Here is a 15,605-nt window from a genome sequence, read left to right on the forward strand (position 1 = left end):
CATCCCTCCATGGATTTGGCCTTAACAGGCCGCACTAACGTGCGATAAACTTTGTTCCCGACAAAGTTTTTGCCTGGTGGCAATAGCGCTGTGGAACCACCTGATCCCATTCCGAACTCAGAAGTGAAACGCAGCTGCGACGATGGTAGTGTAGCATTCGCTATGCGAGAGTAGTTCACCGCCAGGCACCCAATACAAAGAAAGCCCTAGTCGAAAGTCTAGGGCTTTTTTGTATTTGAAATTCCGGTGGTTAAACCGCTCGAGCAGAGCAATCTTATACATCTAGAACCTAATTGCCAGCTAACAGCTTATGATCCGCTGGGCTAATTAAACTCCGATACATTAAGCCGTCTAGGCCTTGTAATCCACCGGTATGAAAAAAACTAATTCGTTTATACTGCGCAAGCTGGCCTTGTTCAATCAGTTTAAATAAACCGAATAAAGCTTTACCGGTGTATATTGGCTCTACATTGATACTGGATGCTGCCATATTTTGGCAAAATGATAATAGCTCTGGGCTAAATTTAGCATAGCCACCTTCTGTAAACTCTGTATTTATCGACCAGCTTAAAGCGTTATACTGTGTTGGGAGTAATTGAGCCACTCGGTTTGGCAATGTCGGGTCTTTAACCACAGCAATACCTAAAATATTACTTTTGTTAGCTTTAATTGTGCCAGCTAAAGTACCGCCGCTAGCAGTCGCTAAGCTAATTAAATCAGCATCGCCGTTAGGTGTTGCAGTTAAATTTAGCTCTGCTACGCCTTTTACGCCATCGACGGATGAGCCGCCTTCAGGTACTAATAGTAGGTTAGGGTGTGCATCTACAATATTCTGACAAAATGCCATATTATTTCGCAACCGGTAGTCAGCACGGTTGAGTAATTTAAACTGCATTCCATGCTGTAAACATAGTTTTATGGTCGGATTATCGTAATCTACTCTATCAGCACGTAAATAGGTTAGGCTTGTTAAATTTAGCTGAGAACAGGCTGCTGCAACTGCTGCAATATGATTAGAGAATGGGCCGCCAAAAGTAACTATACCCTGCTTATTTTCATAAAATACTCTAGCGAGATGATATTTTAATTTTAACCATTTATTACCTGCTAGTTGTTTTGGCTCTGTAGGTAAAGAACAAAGCCAAAGCTCTGTTTGATTTTTTACTAAAATAGAATGTTTAACTTGCTGCCATAAGGGTTTTTTAATAATAAAGCTGCTTAGATCTTGTGGCATTTTAATGCGTTACATTACAAAGTATAAAGTGTTGAGTAGTATAACGTTAATATCAGAGTAAAGGACAGCGGATGCTAACAAAGATAATTAAACGTTTTAGTTTTGCTGCAACTAAGCAAACCGCTCAGGCTATCATTCATATATCAGATGCTATGATCAGGTATTTGACCCTACCTGCTGGAAACAATATAGCTGGATTAACATTAGATACGGTTACTGTTGAAAATAATCAATGGCAAAGTGCTTTGAACTCTGTATTAGAAGTCTTACCTAAAAAATGTCAATTACATATAGTTTTATCCCCTGATAGTTATCAAATTATTCAACTAGATAAACCGGCTCTACCTGACGATGAAATGTTACAAGCGCTACCGTGGCTAGTGAAGGATTTAGTAGAAATAGCGCCTGAAGAAATGGTTGTCGATTATTTAGAGTTACCTGAAATCATCGCTCAACCTAAAAAGATTAATGTAGTAATAAGTCGTTTATCTAACTTAAGGGAGTTAGTGCAGTTAATTGAGCGACAAAATAAAACTCTATCTAGCATTAAACCTGAAGAATGGGTACTAGCGGGTCAGTTAGAGCAGTCTGCTCAGCCAACCATGTTAGTGATGCATCAACCAGGCCAAGAGTTATTAATTCAAATTGTTCGCGCAGGTACAGTATATTTTTCACGTCGTGCTCGTGGTTTTAATCGCTTATCAGAAATTTCAGCTGCTGAATTAAGAAATGAGTTGTTAGATACGCTGTTGTTAGAGCTGCAGCGCTCGATGGATTACTTTGAAAGTCAGTTGAAACAGCCGCCAGTGCGTGACATTCGGCTAGTGGTGAATCAGGCTAATACTATGATTGAATTACTAGTGGTGTTTTTAGTTATTTTGGTCAAAAAGATTTTACTACAAACTTTAATATTAAAGCGTTAAATAGCAATGGCATTGTCACCCAAAATTACAAAGATGGCTTTGCTAAGCTTAATATCAACCTATGGACAGACGCTGCAGCTAGTTTAGGTTTACGATATAGCGCACCTAGTTTGCCTATAGGCTCAATGTTGCAAGAAGGTGATATGGCACCAGTAGGTAATTGGCTAAATGGTCAAGCAGATATTGTAAGTACTCACTATGCAACTAGACCTAACTCATTAAATGCACCTTTATTACTAGATTTATATGCAGAGCCTATAGATAGTGACGGTATTACTATCTTAACCAGCGCCACCGGCGCTATTAGCAGCAGCCCTACAGAGCTACGCTTTGGTCGCTTAGTGCTAGATAATGCTTATGGCCCTGAAGACATTGCTCTGCCTTTAAGCTTTTATACTGAATACTGGCAGGGTAGTCAGTTTGTCATCAATAAACAAGATAGCTGTACGCTCATTGCCAGCCCAAGTGCAGTACAAAGTTGCCCTTCTTCATTAGGGTCGACTGATTTTTGTAATACTATTACGGGTAGCCCAGCACTAGCAGTCAGCGGCTTAGGTGGCAATCTTATTCAAGGTAAGTTTTCGGCCGATAGTTTGCTAATTCAAGCAACAGCTAGTCCAGGTGAGTGGCGGTTACAATATAACACTGAGCCTTAGTTGCGATATAATTGGCGTGATGCTGCTAGTAGCTTTACTGAACAGCCACAAGCTGATATTCATTTTGGCCGTTTTCGGGGTAATCCGCGGCAAATTTATTGGCGCGAACTTTTTTGATTTTCTATGGCCTAATCGCTGTTAGCCCGATCAATAGCGATTATTAGGCCTTATTAATAGATAAAGCTGGTTTAATTGCAGAAAAATGTAAGATAAGGCTATTCACTGGCCATAGAGTTACATAGAATAAACAATATATTTTTACAGGTGCCAAACGCTGGCGCACTTTTTATGTTGCAGTGCAGATTTTAGCTTTATAAGGATCCGATTTTTTCATGTTTAATAAATTACGTGGCCTATTTTCAAACGACTTATCCATTGACCTTGGTACTGCGAACACAATTATTTATGTCAAAGATCAAGGCATAGTGTTAGATGAACCTTCGGTAGTTGCAATTCGTCAAGAACGAGCCGGAGGACCTAAAAGTGTTGCTGCAGTAGGCCATGCCGCAAAGCGGATGTTGGGTCGGACTCCAGGTAATATTAAAGCTATTCGGCCGATGAAAGATGGTGTAATAGCTGACTTTTATATTACCGAAAAAATGTTACAGCACTTTATTCGTCAAGCTCATAGCAATAGCTTTTTACGGCCAAGTCCACGTGTCTTAGTGTGTGTGCCTTGTGGCTCCACTCAAGTAGAGCGTCGTGCTATTCGTGAATCTGCCCAAGGCGCTGGCGCACGTGAAGTTTATTTAATTGACGAGCCAATGGCAGCGGCTATTGGTGCCGGCCTACCGGTGTCTGAAGCCACTGGTTGCATGGTGGTTGATATTGGTGGCGGTACTACTGAAGTTGCTATTATTTCTTTAAATGGCGTGGTGTACTCATCATCAGTACGTATTGGTGGCGATAAGTTTGACGACGCTATAGTCAGTTATATTCGTCGTAACTACGGTATTTTAATTGGTGAAGCAACAGCTGAGCGCATTAAAACTGAAATTGGTTCTGCCTATCCAAGTGATGATGTACTTGAAATTGAAGTGCGTGGCCGAAATTTAGCCGAAGGCGTGCCGCGTAGCTTTACCTTAACCAGTAATGAAATACTAGAAGCCTTACAAGAGCCATTAGCGGGTATTGTAAGTGCAGTTATGGTTGCCTTAGAGCAATCACCTCCTGAATTAGCCTCAGATATCTCTGAGCGCGGCATGGTGTTAACCGGTGGTGGTGCTTTGTTACGTGATTTAGATCGCTTGCTAATGGAAGAAACCGGTATTCCAGTTGTTATTGCTGATGACCCTCTTACTTGTGTTGCTCGTGGTGGTGGTAAAGCCCTAGAAATGATTGATATGCATGGCGGTGATGTCTTCAGCTATGACTAATTGCTCAACGCGGCCTTAGTGTATGAACATGATGTATCGCCGAGGCCCATCATTACCGTTACGTTTATTTTTAGCGGTGCTTTGCAGTATAGGGTTAATGTTTGTTGACCGATATACGGATAGCTCCACCCAATTGCGTAGCTACCTTACGGCAGCGGCAAGCCCATTGTTTTACATTGCCAGCTTGCCCGAAGCCTTGTTTTCTGGTGCCTCAGAGCGCTTTATGTCACAGCATGCGCTGTTAGAAGAAAATGCCCGCTTAAAGCAAAATTTACTGCAACAAAGTGGCCAATTACAATTATTAAGTTATCTGCAACAAGAAAATACTAAGTTGCGGGCTTTATTAGGTGCCTCACCATCTGAAGATGGCCAACATTTAATAGCAGAAGTGTTAGCTGTCTACAGTCATCCTTTTAGCCATCAAGTGGTGTTAAATAAAGGTCGAAGTGATGGTGTTACTGAGCGCCAAGCTATTATTGATGAGAAGGGTATAGTAGGCCAGATAGTTAGTGTCGGTCCAAATAGTAGCCGAGCCTTATTAATCTCTGATAATACCCATGCTATTGCCGTACGTGCTGAGCGTACTGGGATCCGGGCTGTAGTAGAGGGATTAGGCCAGTGGGATCAGTTACGGGTGATGCATTTGCCGCAAAGTACCGATATTCGTGAAGGTGATCGTTTACTATCTTCGGGGCTAGATGGCGTCTTTCCTGAAGGCTATCCCGTCGCTAAAGTAATAAAAATAAATCAAGACGCTAGCCAGCCATTTATGTTGGTCTATGCCGAGCCTTTTGCTCAGCTGGATCGGGTGCGGCATGTATTATTATTGTCAGCTATTCCGGCGCTAAGCTTGCCAGTAACACCGCAGGAGCAGCCCGATGCGTAAAGCCCGCATGAGTTTTGTCTATTTATCATTATTTATGGCGTTATTACTAACCGTTATGCCATTACCGCAAGCTGTTAAGTTAGCTAGGCCAGACTGGACTTTATTAGTGCTAATGTACTGGACCTTAGCTATACCGCACAGAGTGAGTATTGGTACTGCCTTCGTATTAGGTTTTATGGTCGATATCTTAGTTGGTACTGTTTTAGGTGTTAACGCTTTAACTTACTCTATCGTTATTTATGTTGTTGCGTCCCATTATTTAAAAATACGCAATTTTTCGGTTATTCAGCAGGCTTTATTGCTAGGTATGCTATTAGCGTTTTATCATTTATTATTATTCTGGCTTAGTTACTTTTTAGTAGGCGTTTACTTTTTACCTGAATACTTATGGCCGGTGTTAACTGGATTATTAGCCTGGCCTTGGTTATTCTGGCTATTAAGGCGTTATCGTCGTCAATTTAAGATCCAATAATGTATCCCAAAATCGCACTTGCCTCGGCATCTCCTCGCCGGCGTGAACTATTAACGCAATTAGGCGTTGAGTTTGAACTTGTCACCTCAGATATCGATGAGACACCTTATGCTGCAGAGCAACCCGCAGATTATGTCCAGCGCTTAGCCTTAGCAAAAGCTAAAGCAGGCTTAGCACGGCTGGCACAGGATATCCCCACTTTAGGCTCAGATACTATCGTTGTGGTACAGCAACAGATTTTAGGTAAACCAATAGATTTTGCTGACTTTCAGCGCATGATGACATTGTTATCAGGCCAGATGCATCAAGTTATGACAGCAGTGGCATTAGTTGACAGCAAGCGCAGCTTAAGTACGCTAGTTCAGACAGAAGTATATTTCCGAGCTATAAGCCCAACCGAAATGCTAAGCTATTGGCAAAGTGGAGAGCCACAAGATAAGGCAGGAGGTTATGGTATTCAAGGTTTAGCAGCTAGATTTGTTGAGCGCATTAATGGCAGTTATACCGGGGTAGTGGGCTTACCTTTATGCCAAACCGAATGTTTATTGCAGCAATGGCAGGAGCAGGCATGAGTGCAGAGTTGTTACTTAATGTTACCCCAAGCGAAACGCGGGTAGCCTTAATTGAAAATGGTGTCTTGCAAGAGCTACATATAGAGCGCCAAGCTAAACTGGGATTAGTTGGCAATATCTATGTGGGTAAAGTAAGCCGGGTGTTACCTGGTATGCAAGCTGCTTTTGTTAATATCGGCTTAGATAAAGCTGCGTTTTTACATGCCTCAGATATTGTCCAGCATGATGGTTTAACTGAATTAGATAGCAAAGTTGCTATTAGCAAGGATATTCGGGTATTAGTGCATGAAGGTCAGTATTTATTAGTGCAAGTAGTTAAGGACCCATTAGGTAGCAAAGGTGCTCGTTTAACGACAGATATTACCATCCCATCTCGCTATTTAGTCTTTATGCCAGATTCTGCTCATGTTGGTGTATCGCAACGGCTTGAAAGTGAAGCAGAGCGGACACGGTTAAAAGATATTGTTAGCCAGTTTAATGATGAAAGTGGCGGCTTTATTATCCGTACCGCGGCCGAAGGTGCCGGTGAAGAAGAGCTGGCGCAAGATGCTAAGTTTTTAAAAAAACTGTGGGAAAAAATCATTAAAAGAAAGCAGAAAACCCGCAAAGAAGGAGTAGTGTACGAAGACTTAACTTTAGCTTACCGTATCTTACGAGATTTTGTTGGTGCAGAGTTAGAGCGAGTACGAGTTGATTCTAAAATAACCTATCAGCAGCTAACCGTTTTTTGTGCTGAATTTATGCCGCATATTTCAGATTTGTTAGAGTATTATCCTGGTGAGCGGCCTATTTTTGACATGTTTGATGTTGAAAATGAAATTCAGCGCGCCTTAGAGCGCAAAGTCCCTTTAAAAAGTGGTGGCTATCTTATTATTGACCAAACCGAAGCCATGACAACTGTTGATGTTAATACCGGCGCTTTTGTTGGTCATCGAAACTTAGAAGACACCATTTTTAATACTAATGTTGAAGCTACCCAAGCCATAGCGCGGCAGTTACGTTTGCGTAATTTAGGCGGTATTGTCATTATCGATTTTATTGATATGCAAAACAGTGATCATCAAAAACGGGTATTTCATAGTTTAGAGTTGGCATTGGCGCGCGATCGGGCTAAAACTAATATACATGGCTTTTCTGCATTAGGCTTAGTAGAAATGACCCGTAAGCGTACTCGAGAAAGCTTAGAACATATTTTGTGCTCTGAGTGCCCAGCATGCAAAGGGCGAGGCAGCTTAAAAACAGTTGAAACGGTATGCTTTGAAGTATTAAGAGAAATTGTCCGAGTAAACAGAGCTTATGCCGCAGATAAATTTGTAGTTTATGTCTCGCCTGAAGTGAAAGATGCGCTGACTAACGACGAGTTTCATAATTTAGCCGAGTTACAAGTGTTTATTGGTAAACAAATTAGTATTAATATCGAACCTTTATATACTCAAGAACAATTTGACGTGGTAATGATGTAGTGCCTAAAGTAAAACGGTTTTGTTTCTTCTGCTTACATAAACTCTGGTTAGCTTTAGCTATCAGTGTTGTTGTGTTGGCGGTAGTAATTTCTGTTTTACGCTATAGCTTACCTTATGCCGATAATTACAAGCTGCAATTAGAGCAATTTATTGCTGAAAAATATGCAGTGGAAGTGAATATTGGGGAGTTAAGTGCGGGCTGGCAAAAGTTTGGCCCTGCTTTATTGGTTAAAAATCTGCGTTTAGCTAGCCAAGGTCAAACCCAAATTTATATTGCAGAAACCAGAGTTCGCTTAGATTTTTGGCGAAGTTTGCGTAATTTAACCCTTACCGCACAGCACTTTGAGCTGAGTGGATTAAAATATTATGTTGATGCGGATAGTTTGTTTAGTGTGGAAAGCAGCACTAATTTACCAGAAGCTCCAATCTTAACCGCTCTTGAGCAATTATTTTTTCAGCAGCTCACTTATTTTTCAATCGTTGATAGCCAGTTAATAGTACAAGATGATAATAGCGCTGATGTTGTCGTAAATGTTAGCCAGTTGGATTGGACAAACCATGATAAACGGCATCAAGGTAATGGCGAGCTATCTGTAGCGGGCGTTACCAATAATTCTGTCTCTTTTATCTTAGATTTGTATGGTAACTCCTGGGCTGAAGCTTATGGCCAGTTGTATTTACAAAGCGATAAGTTAGATGTACTACCTTGGTTCAGAAGCTGGTTGCCTACTAGTCAAAAATTAGATTACGCTAAAATTAATATGCAAGCTTGGGGCGTAGTAAAGAAGGGCACATTACAGCTGTTACAGATAGAGTTGGCTGAGAATAGCTTGTCATGGCAGCGTGATGGCCCACAATTTTTGCAGCTTGGAGCAGGTCAATTACTCTGGCAGCCTATTAATGATGGTTGGGAATTAACTTCAGGCTATTTAACCTTATCTGATCAAGAACAAACTTGGCCAGAAATTAGTTTTGCTATTCAACGTCAAGGTGATAATTGGCAGGGCAATATTAATCAGTTTCAATTAGATGCCATTACTCCCTTAGCTAATTTATTTGCTGAAGACAGTCAGCTATTACGGCAGTTAGTTAAATACCAGCCCTCTGGTTATTTAAATCAGTTTAATTGGCAACGGCTTGCAGGAGAATGGCAAGGCGCTGGTAGTTTTAGCCAACTTGCAAGCAGTGCGGTGCAAGACATTCCCGGTGTCAGTGATGTCCAAGGCAGCTTTGTGTTTGATGGCGAGCTAGCTAAAATTACCTTACAAAGCACTGATAGCCGTCTAGAGTGGGATGGGTTATTTAGTGAAGCTACAGATTATATCATTTTAGATGCAACAGCTTACTTGCGGTATCGGCCACAACAGCAGTGGCAGTTAATAATGCCACAAATTGCATTACAAAATGGTGATTTACAACTTGATGCTGCAATTCAGTATGATGGTAAATTAAAAATGCTGGCTAAATTACAGCATCTTGATGCGGTAAAAGCTAAGCGCTACTTTCCTAACCGCTATATGCCTGAAGCAGTAGCAGATTACCTTACTGATGCGATTAAAGCTGGCCAGCTAGAACAAGCAACTATGTTATGGCACGGTGCCACGGCTGAGTTTCCGTTTCAACAGCGACAAGGTGTGTTTCAAGTAAAAGCTGAACTTAAACAAGGTGAGTTTGCTTTCCAGCCTGATTGGCCTGAATTAACCGATTTAGCTGTAGAGTTATGGTTTGAGAATGCTGCTATGGTGATTAGTTCGCAAAGTGGTAACTTAATGGATATTAAAGCTGGCAAAGGGGTTACTGCTAGCATAGCTGACTTATTTCATGCCGATCATTTAGATATTCATATTCAGCGTCAAGCTGAAGCCAAAACGGTTACAGCTCTTATGCAGCAGTCACCTTTAGCTGACAGCTTAGGTGCAACCTTAGCCTACTTAGGCGCTTCAGGTGTGGTAAATGGCGATGTCACTTTACAGGTAGCCTTAGATCATAATGAGGTACAAGCTAAAGGTAATATAACTTTTAATCAAGCTAGCATAGCATTACAGGCGCCAGAAATGGCGGTGCAACAACTTAAAGGAACTTTATCTTTTGAAAATGATAAAATTCGCGGTCAAAATGTACAGCTCAATTGGCGGGGTTTGCCTATACAGGCTGATATAAATGGTAAAAACACTAATGTTGGCTATCAATTGGCTTTAAAACTTAGCGCTGAGCAAGAGGCGAAGCAACTTGCTTTAGCTTTGTATCCTAGCGCGGAGCCTCTGGTGTCTGGTACCAATGCTTGGCAGTTACGCTTAGCTTTAAATTTAGCCGACACAGGGTTTAATTACCATGCTCAGCTTAATAGTAACTTAGCCAATACCGAGCTTAACTTACCCGCCCCTTATAATAAAACTGCCGACGAACAGCGAAAGCTCAGTATTACTGTGCATGGTAATGAGCATGAAAATGATGCCAAATTAGCCATTAACTATGCCAATATGTTGTATTTTCATGCTGATATTGATCGCTTACAGCATAATTTAAATCGTGCTCACTTAGTATTAGGTAGCCAAGATGAAGCTATCCCAAGTGATGACTTTACTATTAGTGTTAATCTGGCTCAGGCCGATTTTTTAAGTTGGTATGAGCTTATTCAGCCGCAGCTAGTGGTTGAAACTAATGAGCAGCCAGCGCTGTTTCCTCATTTAAGTTATATCCGCGGAAGAATAGGCCAACTGCAATTACCAGCGGATATTAGATTAAATAATGCTGTGTTTGATCTTAACCAATTAGCCGACTTATGGCAGTTGCAGCTTAACGCTACTGAGGTTGCTAGCCGATGGCAATTTCATAAAAATTGGCAGCAACAAGGTATAACTGCCGAACTAGATTATTTGATGTTGCCTTGGCCCTTACGACCTAAGGCAGAGTCTAACACTAGAATAGCTAGTGTTAAGGCAAGTAAAAGTAATGAGCTAGATCCACAGCTATGGTTAGTAGAGTTACCACCAATAACTATAAATTGTGCTGATTGTTCAGTAGGAGCTTATCGGTTTGGCAAAGTGTCAGCGCAAGCACACAGTACAGCGGATAGCTGGCAATTAGATCGTTTTAATGCGCGTTATAAAAAACATGAGTTAAATTTAACAGGTGCATGGCAGCGTGATGCTAACAATGGCCTTAGCAACTTTAGCGGCGGCTTAACCAGTCCTAATTTTGGAAGTTTACTGGATGAGTTCCAATTAACTTCTGCAATTAGTGGCAGTGATGCTAATGTTAACTTTAACCTAAGTTGGGCAGCAGCGCCTAATCAGTTTGATTTAAGCAAGCTAAATGGTGAAGTGGATTATAAGCTAGGTGAGGGCTCACTAACCGAAGTGAGCGATAAAGGTGCCAGGTTATTTTCTATTTTCAGCTTAGACTCATTAGTACGTAAGTTACGCTTAGACTTTCGAGATGTGTTTTCTAAGGGGTTTTTCTATAACAAAATGACCGGTAATTTAACCTTAACCAAAGGGGTAGCCCAAACCAGTGATGCGGCTATTGATGGCGTGCCAGGTAATTTAGCTATTCAAGGCTATGCCGACTTAGTAGGGAATAAACTCGATTACCAAATGTCTTTTGCACCAAAAGTCACCTCAAGCCTACCTATTATTATTGCTTGGATGGTAAACCCTGCAACGGGCTTAGCCGCGTTAGCACTAGATGAAGTATTTCAAAGTGCCGAGGTTATATCGAAAATAAACTTTACTATTACGGGCAGTATTGACGAACCTATAGTCACCGAAGTAAACCGTCATAGCACAGAAATTCCAGTGCCGGTGCGTATAGCGAAACCCGATCCGGCAATTGAGCCCGATCCCACTGTAAACAAACTGCCACAACAACCTGAGCAATTACAGGAGCAACAACCTAATGGCTAAATGGCGCTTAAGTGCAATTCAATTAACCAGTACGCCATCTATTCAGCATAACCTTAATCAAGTTGAAACCTATTTAAGCCAATTACCCACAGCCTCGCAACACTTAGTGGTATTGCCTGAGTGCTTTGCTATTTTTGGCAGCCGCGATAGCTTTAATTTGCAGTATCAAGCAGCTTTGGGCGAAGGCAGCATTATGCAAGGTTGTGCTAAGTTAGCTAAACAGTTTTCGGTTTATCTGCTGGCGGGAAGTTTGCCAACAACAACCGATGATCCAAATCGTTTTGCGGCGTCAAGTGTGCTGTTTGCACCCGATGGAACTATTGTTGCCGATTACCAAAAAATGCATTTATTTGACGTTGAGGTAAGCGATAATATAGGCAGTTATCGCGAATCGGCGACAACAAAACCGGGCGATAAGCTGGTCTTAGCAGAATTACAACAGTTAAAGCTGGGCCTTAGCATATGTTATGATGTGCGCTTCCCTGGGCTAGCGCAGGCACTTACTGCTAAAGGTATGAATGTATTAAGTGTGCCGGCAGCTTTTACTCGAACAACAGGACAGGCGCATTGGCATACGTTGCTACAAGCTAGAGCAATTGAGAATCAATGTTTTGTTATTGCAGCTAATCAAACCGGTGTTCATGAAAATGGTCGTGAAACCTTTGGCCACAGTCTTATTATTGACCCTTGGGGTGAAATTTTAGCCGATGCAGGCACCGAACCAGGCTGGATTTCCAGCGAAATAGATCTGGCGCAAATAGCGCGCGTGCGCCAAGGTATGCCCGTCGCCAGCCATAACCGATTTATAAGTGAGCTTAAACCATGACTGCAGTAGAGCAGAACCTGATCAGCGCATCTGATCTTAATGCCAATGACTTACAGCGTACGCTGGGTTATTTATTTGAACATCAGCTCGATTATGCTGATTTATATTTTCAATCGAGCATTCATGAGTCTTGGGTGCTAGAAGACGGCTTAGTAAAAGACGGCTCTTTTAATATTGAACGCGGCGTAGGTGTGCGCGCCATTAGCGGCGAAAAAACCGGTTTTGCTTATTCCGATACCATTAATGCTGCGGCCTTAAAACAAGCAGCTACTGCTGCGCGCGGCATTGCCGCGAATGGCCAACAAGGCCAAGTTAAAGTATTTAGCAAAAGCAGTAACAGCAAAATTTACTTACCTTGCGATCCTCTGCAAAGTTTAACCAATACTGAAAAAGTAAATTTATTACATCAAATTGAAGCTTATATTCGTACCTTAGATAGCCGCGCCGAGCAAGTGATGGTTAGCCTAACTGCGGTATACGAAGAAATTTTAGTGGCCGCCAGTGACGGCACTTTTGCTAGTGATACGCGGCCTTTAGTACGTTTAAACTGCTCGGTGTTATTACAACAAGGTGACAGGCGCGAACGAGGCAGTGCCGGCGGCGGTGGCCGAACCGATTATGCCTACTTTACCGAGTTAGTCGATGACCAACCACGCTGGCAGCATTATGCACGCGAAGCGGTACGCATGGCACAAGTAAACTTAACCGCTATTGATGCCCCAGCAGGTACTATGCCGGTGGTGTTAGGTGCAGGCTGGCCGGGCGTATTATTACATGAAGCCGTAGGCCATGGTTTAGAGGGCGATTTTAATCGTAAAGGCTCATCTACTTTTGCAGGTCGTATTGGCGAGCAAGTTACCTCTAAGTTATGCACTATTGTTGATGATGGCACTATGGCGCATAGACGTGGCTCATTAAATATTGATGATGAAGGTGTGCCTAGCCAGTATAACGTACTGATAGAAAACGGGATCTTAAAAGGCTATATGCAAGATAAGCATAACGCTATGTTAATGGGCGTACCTGCAACAGGTAATGGTCGTCGTGAATCTTTTGCCCATTTACCTATGCCACGTATGACCAACACTTATATGTTAGCCGGCCAGAGCGAGCCAGAAGAAATTATCGCCAGTGTTAAAAAAGGCATTTATGCGCCTAACTTTGGCGGTGGCCAAGTTGATATAACGTCGGGCAAATTTGTGTTCTCGGCATCAGAAGCGTATTTAATCGAGAATGGCAAAATTACAGCGCCAATTAAAGGTGCAACCTTAATTGGTAGCGGGCCAGAAGCGATGCAGCAAGTCTCTATGGTAGGTAACGATTTAGCCCTAGATAGCGGCGTAGGTGTTTGCGGCAAACAAGGGCAAAGTGTTCCGGTTGGTGTAGGTCAGCCAACCTTAAAACTAGACGCCATGACCGTTGGCGGCACAGAATAATTTTAACTTATTAGACAAAACAGGAAACGCAACATGTCAGCTTTTGGAACCGTATTTGCTCCTGAGATGAGCCTAGCGCACTATAAGCAAGGTCAGTGGAGTAACGCAGAAATAGTAAAAACCGATAGTATTAGCTTACACCCAGGTGCCCACGTGCTGCACTATGCTAGTACCTGTTTTGAAGGCTTAAAAGCCTTTAAGCATCAAGATGGCGCTATTAATATTTTCCGCATGGACCAAAATATTGCTCGCTTAATTCAAAGTAGTCAGTTGTTATCGCTACCGCCGGTTGACGCAGCGCAATTAAAGCAAATGATTATTAATATTGTTAAACGTTATGCCGCTGATGTGCCAGTACCGCCAGGCTCAATGTATATTCGGCCTACTCATATAGGCACTGAAGCGTCAATTGGTAAAGCCGCTTCGCCTAGTCTTGAGTCTATGTTGTATATCTTATTATCACCAGTGGGCGATTACTTCTCTGGTGGTAGCAAGCCATTGCGCTTGTTATTAGCCGACGACACTCGCTGTGCATCACATATGGGTATGGTAAAAAGTGGCGGCAACTACGCCAGTGCGTTACAACCTATCTTAAAGGCGCGCCAGTCAGTGCAAGCTGACCAAGTGTTATTTTGCCCAGCAGGTGATGTGCAAGAAACCGGCGCTGCTAACTTTATCCTGATTGACGGCAATGAAATTATTACTAAGTCGTTAGATAGCTCATTCTTACACGGTATTACCCGTGACTCTATTTTAACTATAGCGCGTGATCGCGGTATGACTGTATCAGAGCGGGCCTTAAGTGTAGACGAGCTATTAGAGCGTGCACAAAAGCCAGGTGCAGAAGCGGCTTTATCAGGCACCGCAGCCGTACTAACGCCAGTAGGCACTTTAATTCATAATGGTAAAGACTACACCGTAGGTAATGGTGAAGGCGGCCCAACGACTAATGCCTTACGCCAAGCGTTGAATGATATTCAATGGGGTAAAGCTGAAGATAAACATGGTTGGTTAACTAAGGTTTGCTAGTAGCAAGCTCTATAAAAAAGAACGGCTGCTAATAACAAAAGCCACTAGTTAGCCTAAATAGCAACAGAGATATCCTAAACCAACCGTTGAAGCCCCGGACGGGCTGAGTCGAGCCCCACAGGATGGGTTCACGACGTGTTGGTATAAGTAACTCTGTTGCTACCTCAATACTAAAAACTATCGGTTATTAGCTATCACCATTATTAATCTTGAATAATTAACGGTTTAATTAACTGAAATAATTCACGATAAGCTTTTGGTGGTAGTTGTTTTTCTTGTTCTTTTTTCGCATTACGAATTAGCTGGCGCAACTGCTGGGTATCCACTGTTGGGTGATCGGCAATAAAAGCGGTAACTACATCGTTATCTTCTAACATTTTATCACGTAACTGTTCTATTTTATGAAACTGTCGCGTCGCCGCTTGGTTAGTGTTACGCAACTTAGCTAAACCTAGCTCTAGTTCTGTTAAATCTCGGTCGCGCATTAAACGGCCAATAAATTGAATATGGCGGCGCAGTGCTTCTCGCTTTTTACTTAGTTTATCGGCTAACACTAAGGCATCATTTAGCTCTTCATCTAGTGGTAGTTTAGCGCGAGCTGCTGGGCTTAGTGCAACTAACTCTTCACCAATAGCTTGCAAGGCATGCATTTCGCGTTTAATTTGCGATTTACTTTTACCTTCTTCTTCATCCCAATTATCACCATGTATAAATTCTGTCATTTTTTTAGGTCGCTTTAGCAAATATTGCGTTAAGTATACATGATCCTGCAGCATCACAGCAGTCAGCATAGCAAGACTATGGTAAACTTAGTGAAAATAATTTTC

Annotated in this window: 12 protein-coding genes, 1 rRNA gene and 1 pseudogene; 12 read left to right on the plus strand and 2 right to left on the minus strand. The window is 42.2% G+C overall.

Translation table 11 applies throughout. The features are described 5' to 3' along the window. The first annotated feature begins 72 nt into the window (after positions 1-72). Positions 73-187 (plus strand): 5S ribosomal RNA (gene rrf, locus RDV63_RS02830). Between the two features lie 102 nt (positions 188-289). Here rrf and RDV63_RS02835 read toward each other — a convergent pair. After that, positions 290-1,234, minus strand: coding sequence for a 1-aminocyclopropane-1-carboxylate deaminase/D-cysteine desulfhydrase (locus RDV63_RS02835; protein ID WP_313907990.1), 945 nt, complete (start codon positions 1,232-1,234; stop codon positions 290-292). A gap of 71 nt (positions 1,235-1,305) precedes the next feature. Here RDV63_RS02835 and RDV63_RS02840 point away from each other — a divergent pair, with 71 nt between their 5' ends. From RDV63_RS02840 to RDV63_RS02890, 11 genes and pseudogenes are all read left to right on the plus strand, one after another. Then, a complete protein-coding gene (locus RDV63_RS02840) occupies positions 1,306-2,157 on the plus strand; it encodes a hypothetical protein (protein ID WP_313907991.1) in 852 nt (283 codons plus the stop codon). Next, a pseudogene (locus RDV63_RS02845) lies at positions 2,145-2,930 on the plus strand (DUF6701 domain-containing protein). Before RDV63_RS02840 ends, RDV63_RS02845 begins: the two are co-directional and overlap by 13 nt. Before the next feature lie 215 nt (positions 2,931-3,145). After that, positions 3,146-4,189 (plus strand): rod shape-determining protein, encoded by a 1,044-nt coding sequence (locus RDV63_RS02850; RefSeq protein WP_313907992.1) that lies wholly within the window; start codon positions 3,146-3,148, stop codon positions 4,187-4,189. A gap of 28 nt (positions 4,190-4,217) precedes the next feature. Continuing rightward, positions 4,218-5,075, plus strand: a complete 858-nt coding sequence (gene mreC / locus RDV63_RS02855; RefSeq protein WP_313907993.1) for a rod shape-determining protein MreC — start codon at positions 4,218-4,220, stop codon at positions 5,073-5,075. Next, positions 5,068-5,547 carry a rod shape-determining protein MreD gene (gene mreD / locus RDV63_RS02860; protein ID WP_313907994.1) on the plus strand — a complete coding sequence of 160 codons (480 nt, stop codon included), beginning with the start codon at positions 5,068-5,070 and terminating at the stop codon, positions 5,545-5,547. The genes mreC and mreD overlap by 8 nt, the downstream gene beginning before the upstream one ends. Further along, on the plus strand, positions 5,547-6,119 hold the full coding sequence (locus RDV63_RS02865; protein ID WP_313907995.1) for a Maf family protein: 573 nt from the start codon (positions 5,547-5,549) through the stop codon (positions 6,117-6,119). The genes mreD and RDV63_RS02865 overlap by 1 nt, the downstream gene beginning before the upstream one ends. Next, complete coding sequence (gene rng, locus RDV63_RS02870) at positions 6,116-7,582, plus strand: ribonuclease G (RefSeq protein WP_313907996.1); 1,467 nt, start codon at positions 6,116-6,118, stop codon at positions 7,580-7,582. Before RDV63_RS02865 ends, rng begins: the two co-directional genes overlap by 4 nt. Beyond that, positions 7,582-11,487 carry a YhdP family protein gene (locus RDV63_RS02875; protein WP_313907997.1) on the plus strand — a complete coding sequence of 1,302 codons (3,906 nt, stop codon included), beginning with the start codon at positions 7,582-7,584 and terminating at the stop codon, positions 11,485-11,487. Before rng ends, RDV63_RS02875 begins: the two co-directional genes overlap by 1 nt. After that, on the plus strand, positions 11,480-12,313 hold the full coding sequence (locus RDV63_RS02880; protein ID WP_313907998.1) for a carbon-nitrogen hydrolase family protein: 834 nt from the start codon (positions 11,480-11,482) through the stop codon (positions 12,311-12,313). The genes RDV63_RS02875 and RDV63_RS02880 overlap by 8 nt, the downstream gene beginning before the upstream one ends. Next, positions 12,310-13,749 (plus strand): metalloprotease TldD, encoded by a 1,440-nt coding sequence (tldD, locus tag RDV63_RS02885; protein WP_313907999.1) that lies wholly within the window; start codon positions 12,310-12,312, stop codon positions 13,747-13,749. Before RDV63_RS02880 ends, tldD begins: the two co-directional genes overlap by 4 nt. 9 nt (positions 13,750-13,758) lie before the next feature. After that, positions 13,759-14,778 carry a branched-chain amino acid aminotransferase gene (locus RDV63_RS02890; protein ID WP_313910378.1) on the plus strand — a complete coding sequence of 340 codons (1,020 nt, stop codon included), beginning with the start codon at positions 13,759-13,761 and terminating at the stop codon, positions 14,776-14,778. Positions 14,779-14,981: 203 nt separating this feature from the next. Here the strand turns inward: RDV63_RS02890 and yjgA are convergent, their stop codons facing one another. Beyond that, complete coding sequence (gene yjgA, locus RDV63_RS02895; RefSeq protein ID WP_313908000.1) at positions 14,982-15,500, minus strand: ribosome biogenesis factor YjgA; 519 nt, start codon at positions 15,498-15,500, stop codon at positions 14,982-14,984. Between the last annotated feature and the right edge of the window lie 105 nt (positions 15,501-15,605).

Source organism: Rheinheimera sp. MMS21-TC3 (assembly GCF_032229285.1).
In the GTDB taxonomy this organism is placed as follows: Bacteria; Pseudomonadota; Gammaproteobacteria; order Enterobacterales; family Alteromonadaceae; genus Alishewanella.

Excerpts from the sequence above, each read along its gene's own strand:
- RDV63_RS02835 (WP_313907990.1), bottom strand. The coding sequence starts at position 1,234 with ATGCCACAAGATCTAAGCAGCTTTATTATTAAAAAACCCTTATGGCAG.
- RDV63_RS02840 (WP_313907991.1), top strand. The coding sequence starts at position 1,306 with ATGCTAACAAAGATAATTAAACGTTTTAGTTTTGCTGCAACTAAGCAA.
- RDV63_RS02850 (WP_313907992.1), top strand. The coding sequence starts at position 3,146 with ATGTTTAATAAATTACGTGGCCTATTTTCAAACGACTTATCCATTGAC.
- mreC (WP_313907993.1), top strand. The coding sequence starts at position 4,218 with ATGATGTATCGCCGAGGCCCATCATTACCGTTACGTTTATTTTTAGCG.
- mreD (WP_313907994.1), top strand. The coding sequence starts at position 5,068 with ATGCGTAAAGCCCGCATGAGTTTTGTCTATTTATCATTATTTATGGCG.
- RDV63_RS02865 (WP_313907995.1), top strand. The coding sequence starts at position 5,547 with ATGTATCCCAAAATCGCACTTGCCTCGGCATCTCCTCGCCGGCGTGAA.
- rng (WP_313907996.1), top strand. The coding sequence starts at position 6,116 with ATGAGTGCAGAGTTGTTACTTAATGTTACCCCAAGCGAAACGCGGGTA.
- RDV63_RS02880 (WP_313907998.1), top strand. The coding sequence starts at position 11,480 with ATGGCTAAATGGCGCTTAAGTGCAATTCAATTAACCAGTACGCCATCT.
- tldD (WP_313907999.1), top strand. The coding sequence starts at position 12,310 with ATGACTGCAGTAGAGCAGAACCTGATCAGCGCATCTGATCTTAATGCC.
- yjgA (WP_313908000.1), bottom strand. The coding sequence starts at position 15,500 with ATGACAGAATTTATACATGGTGATAATTGGGATGAAGAAGAAGGTAAA.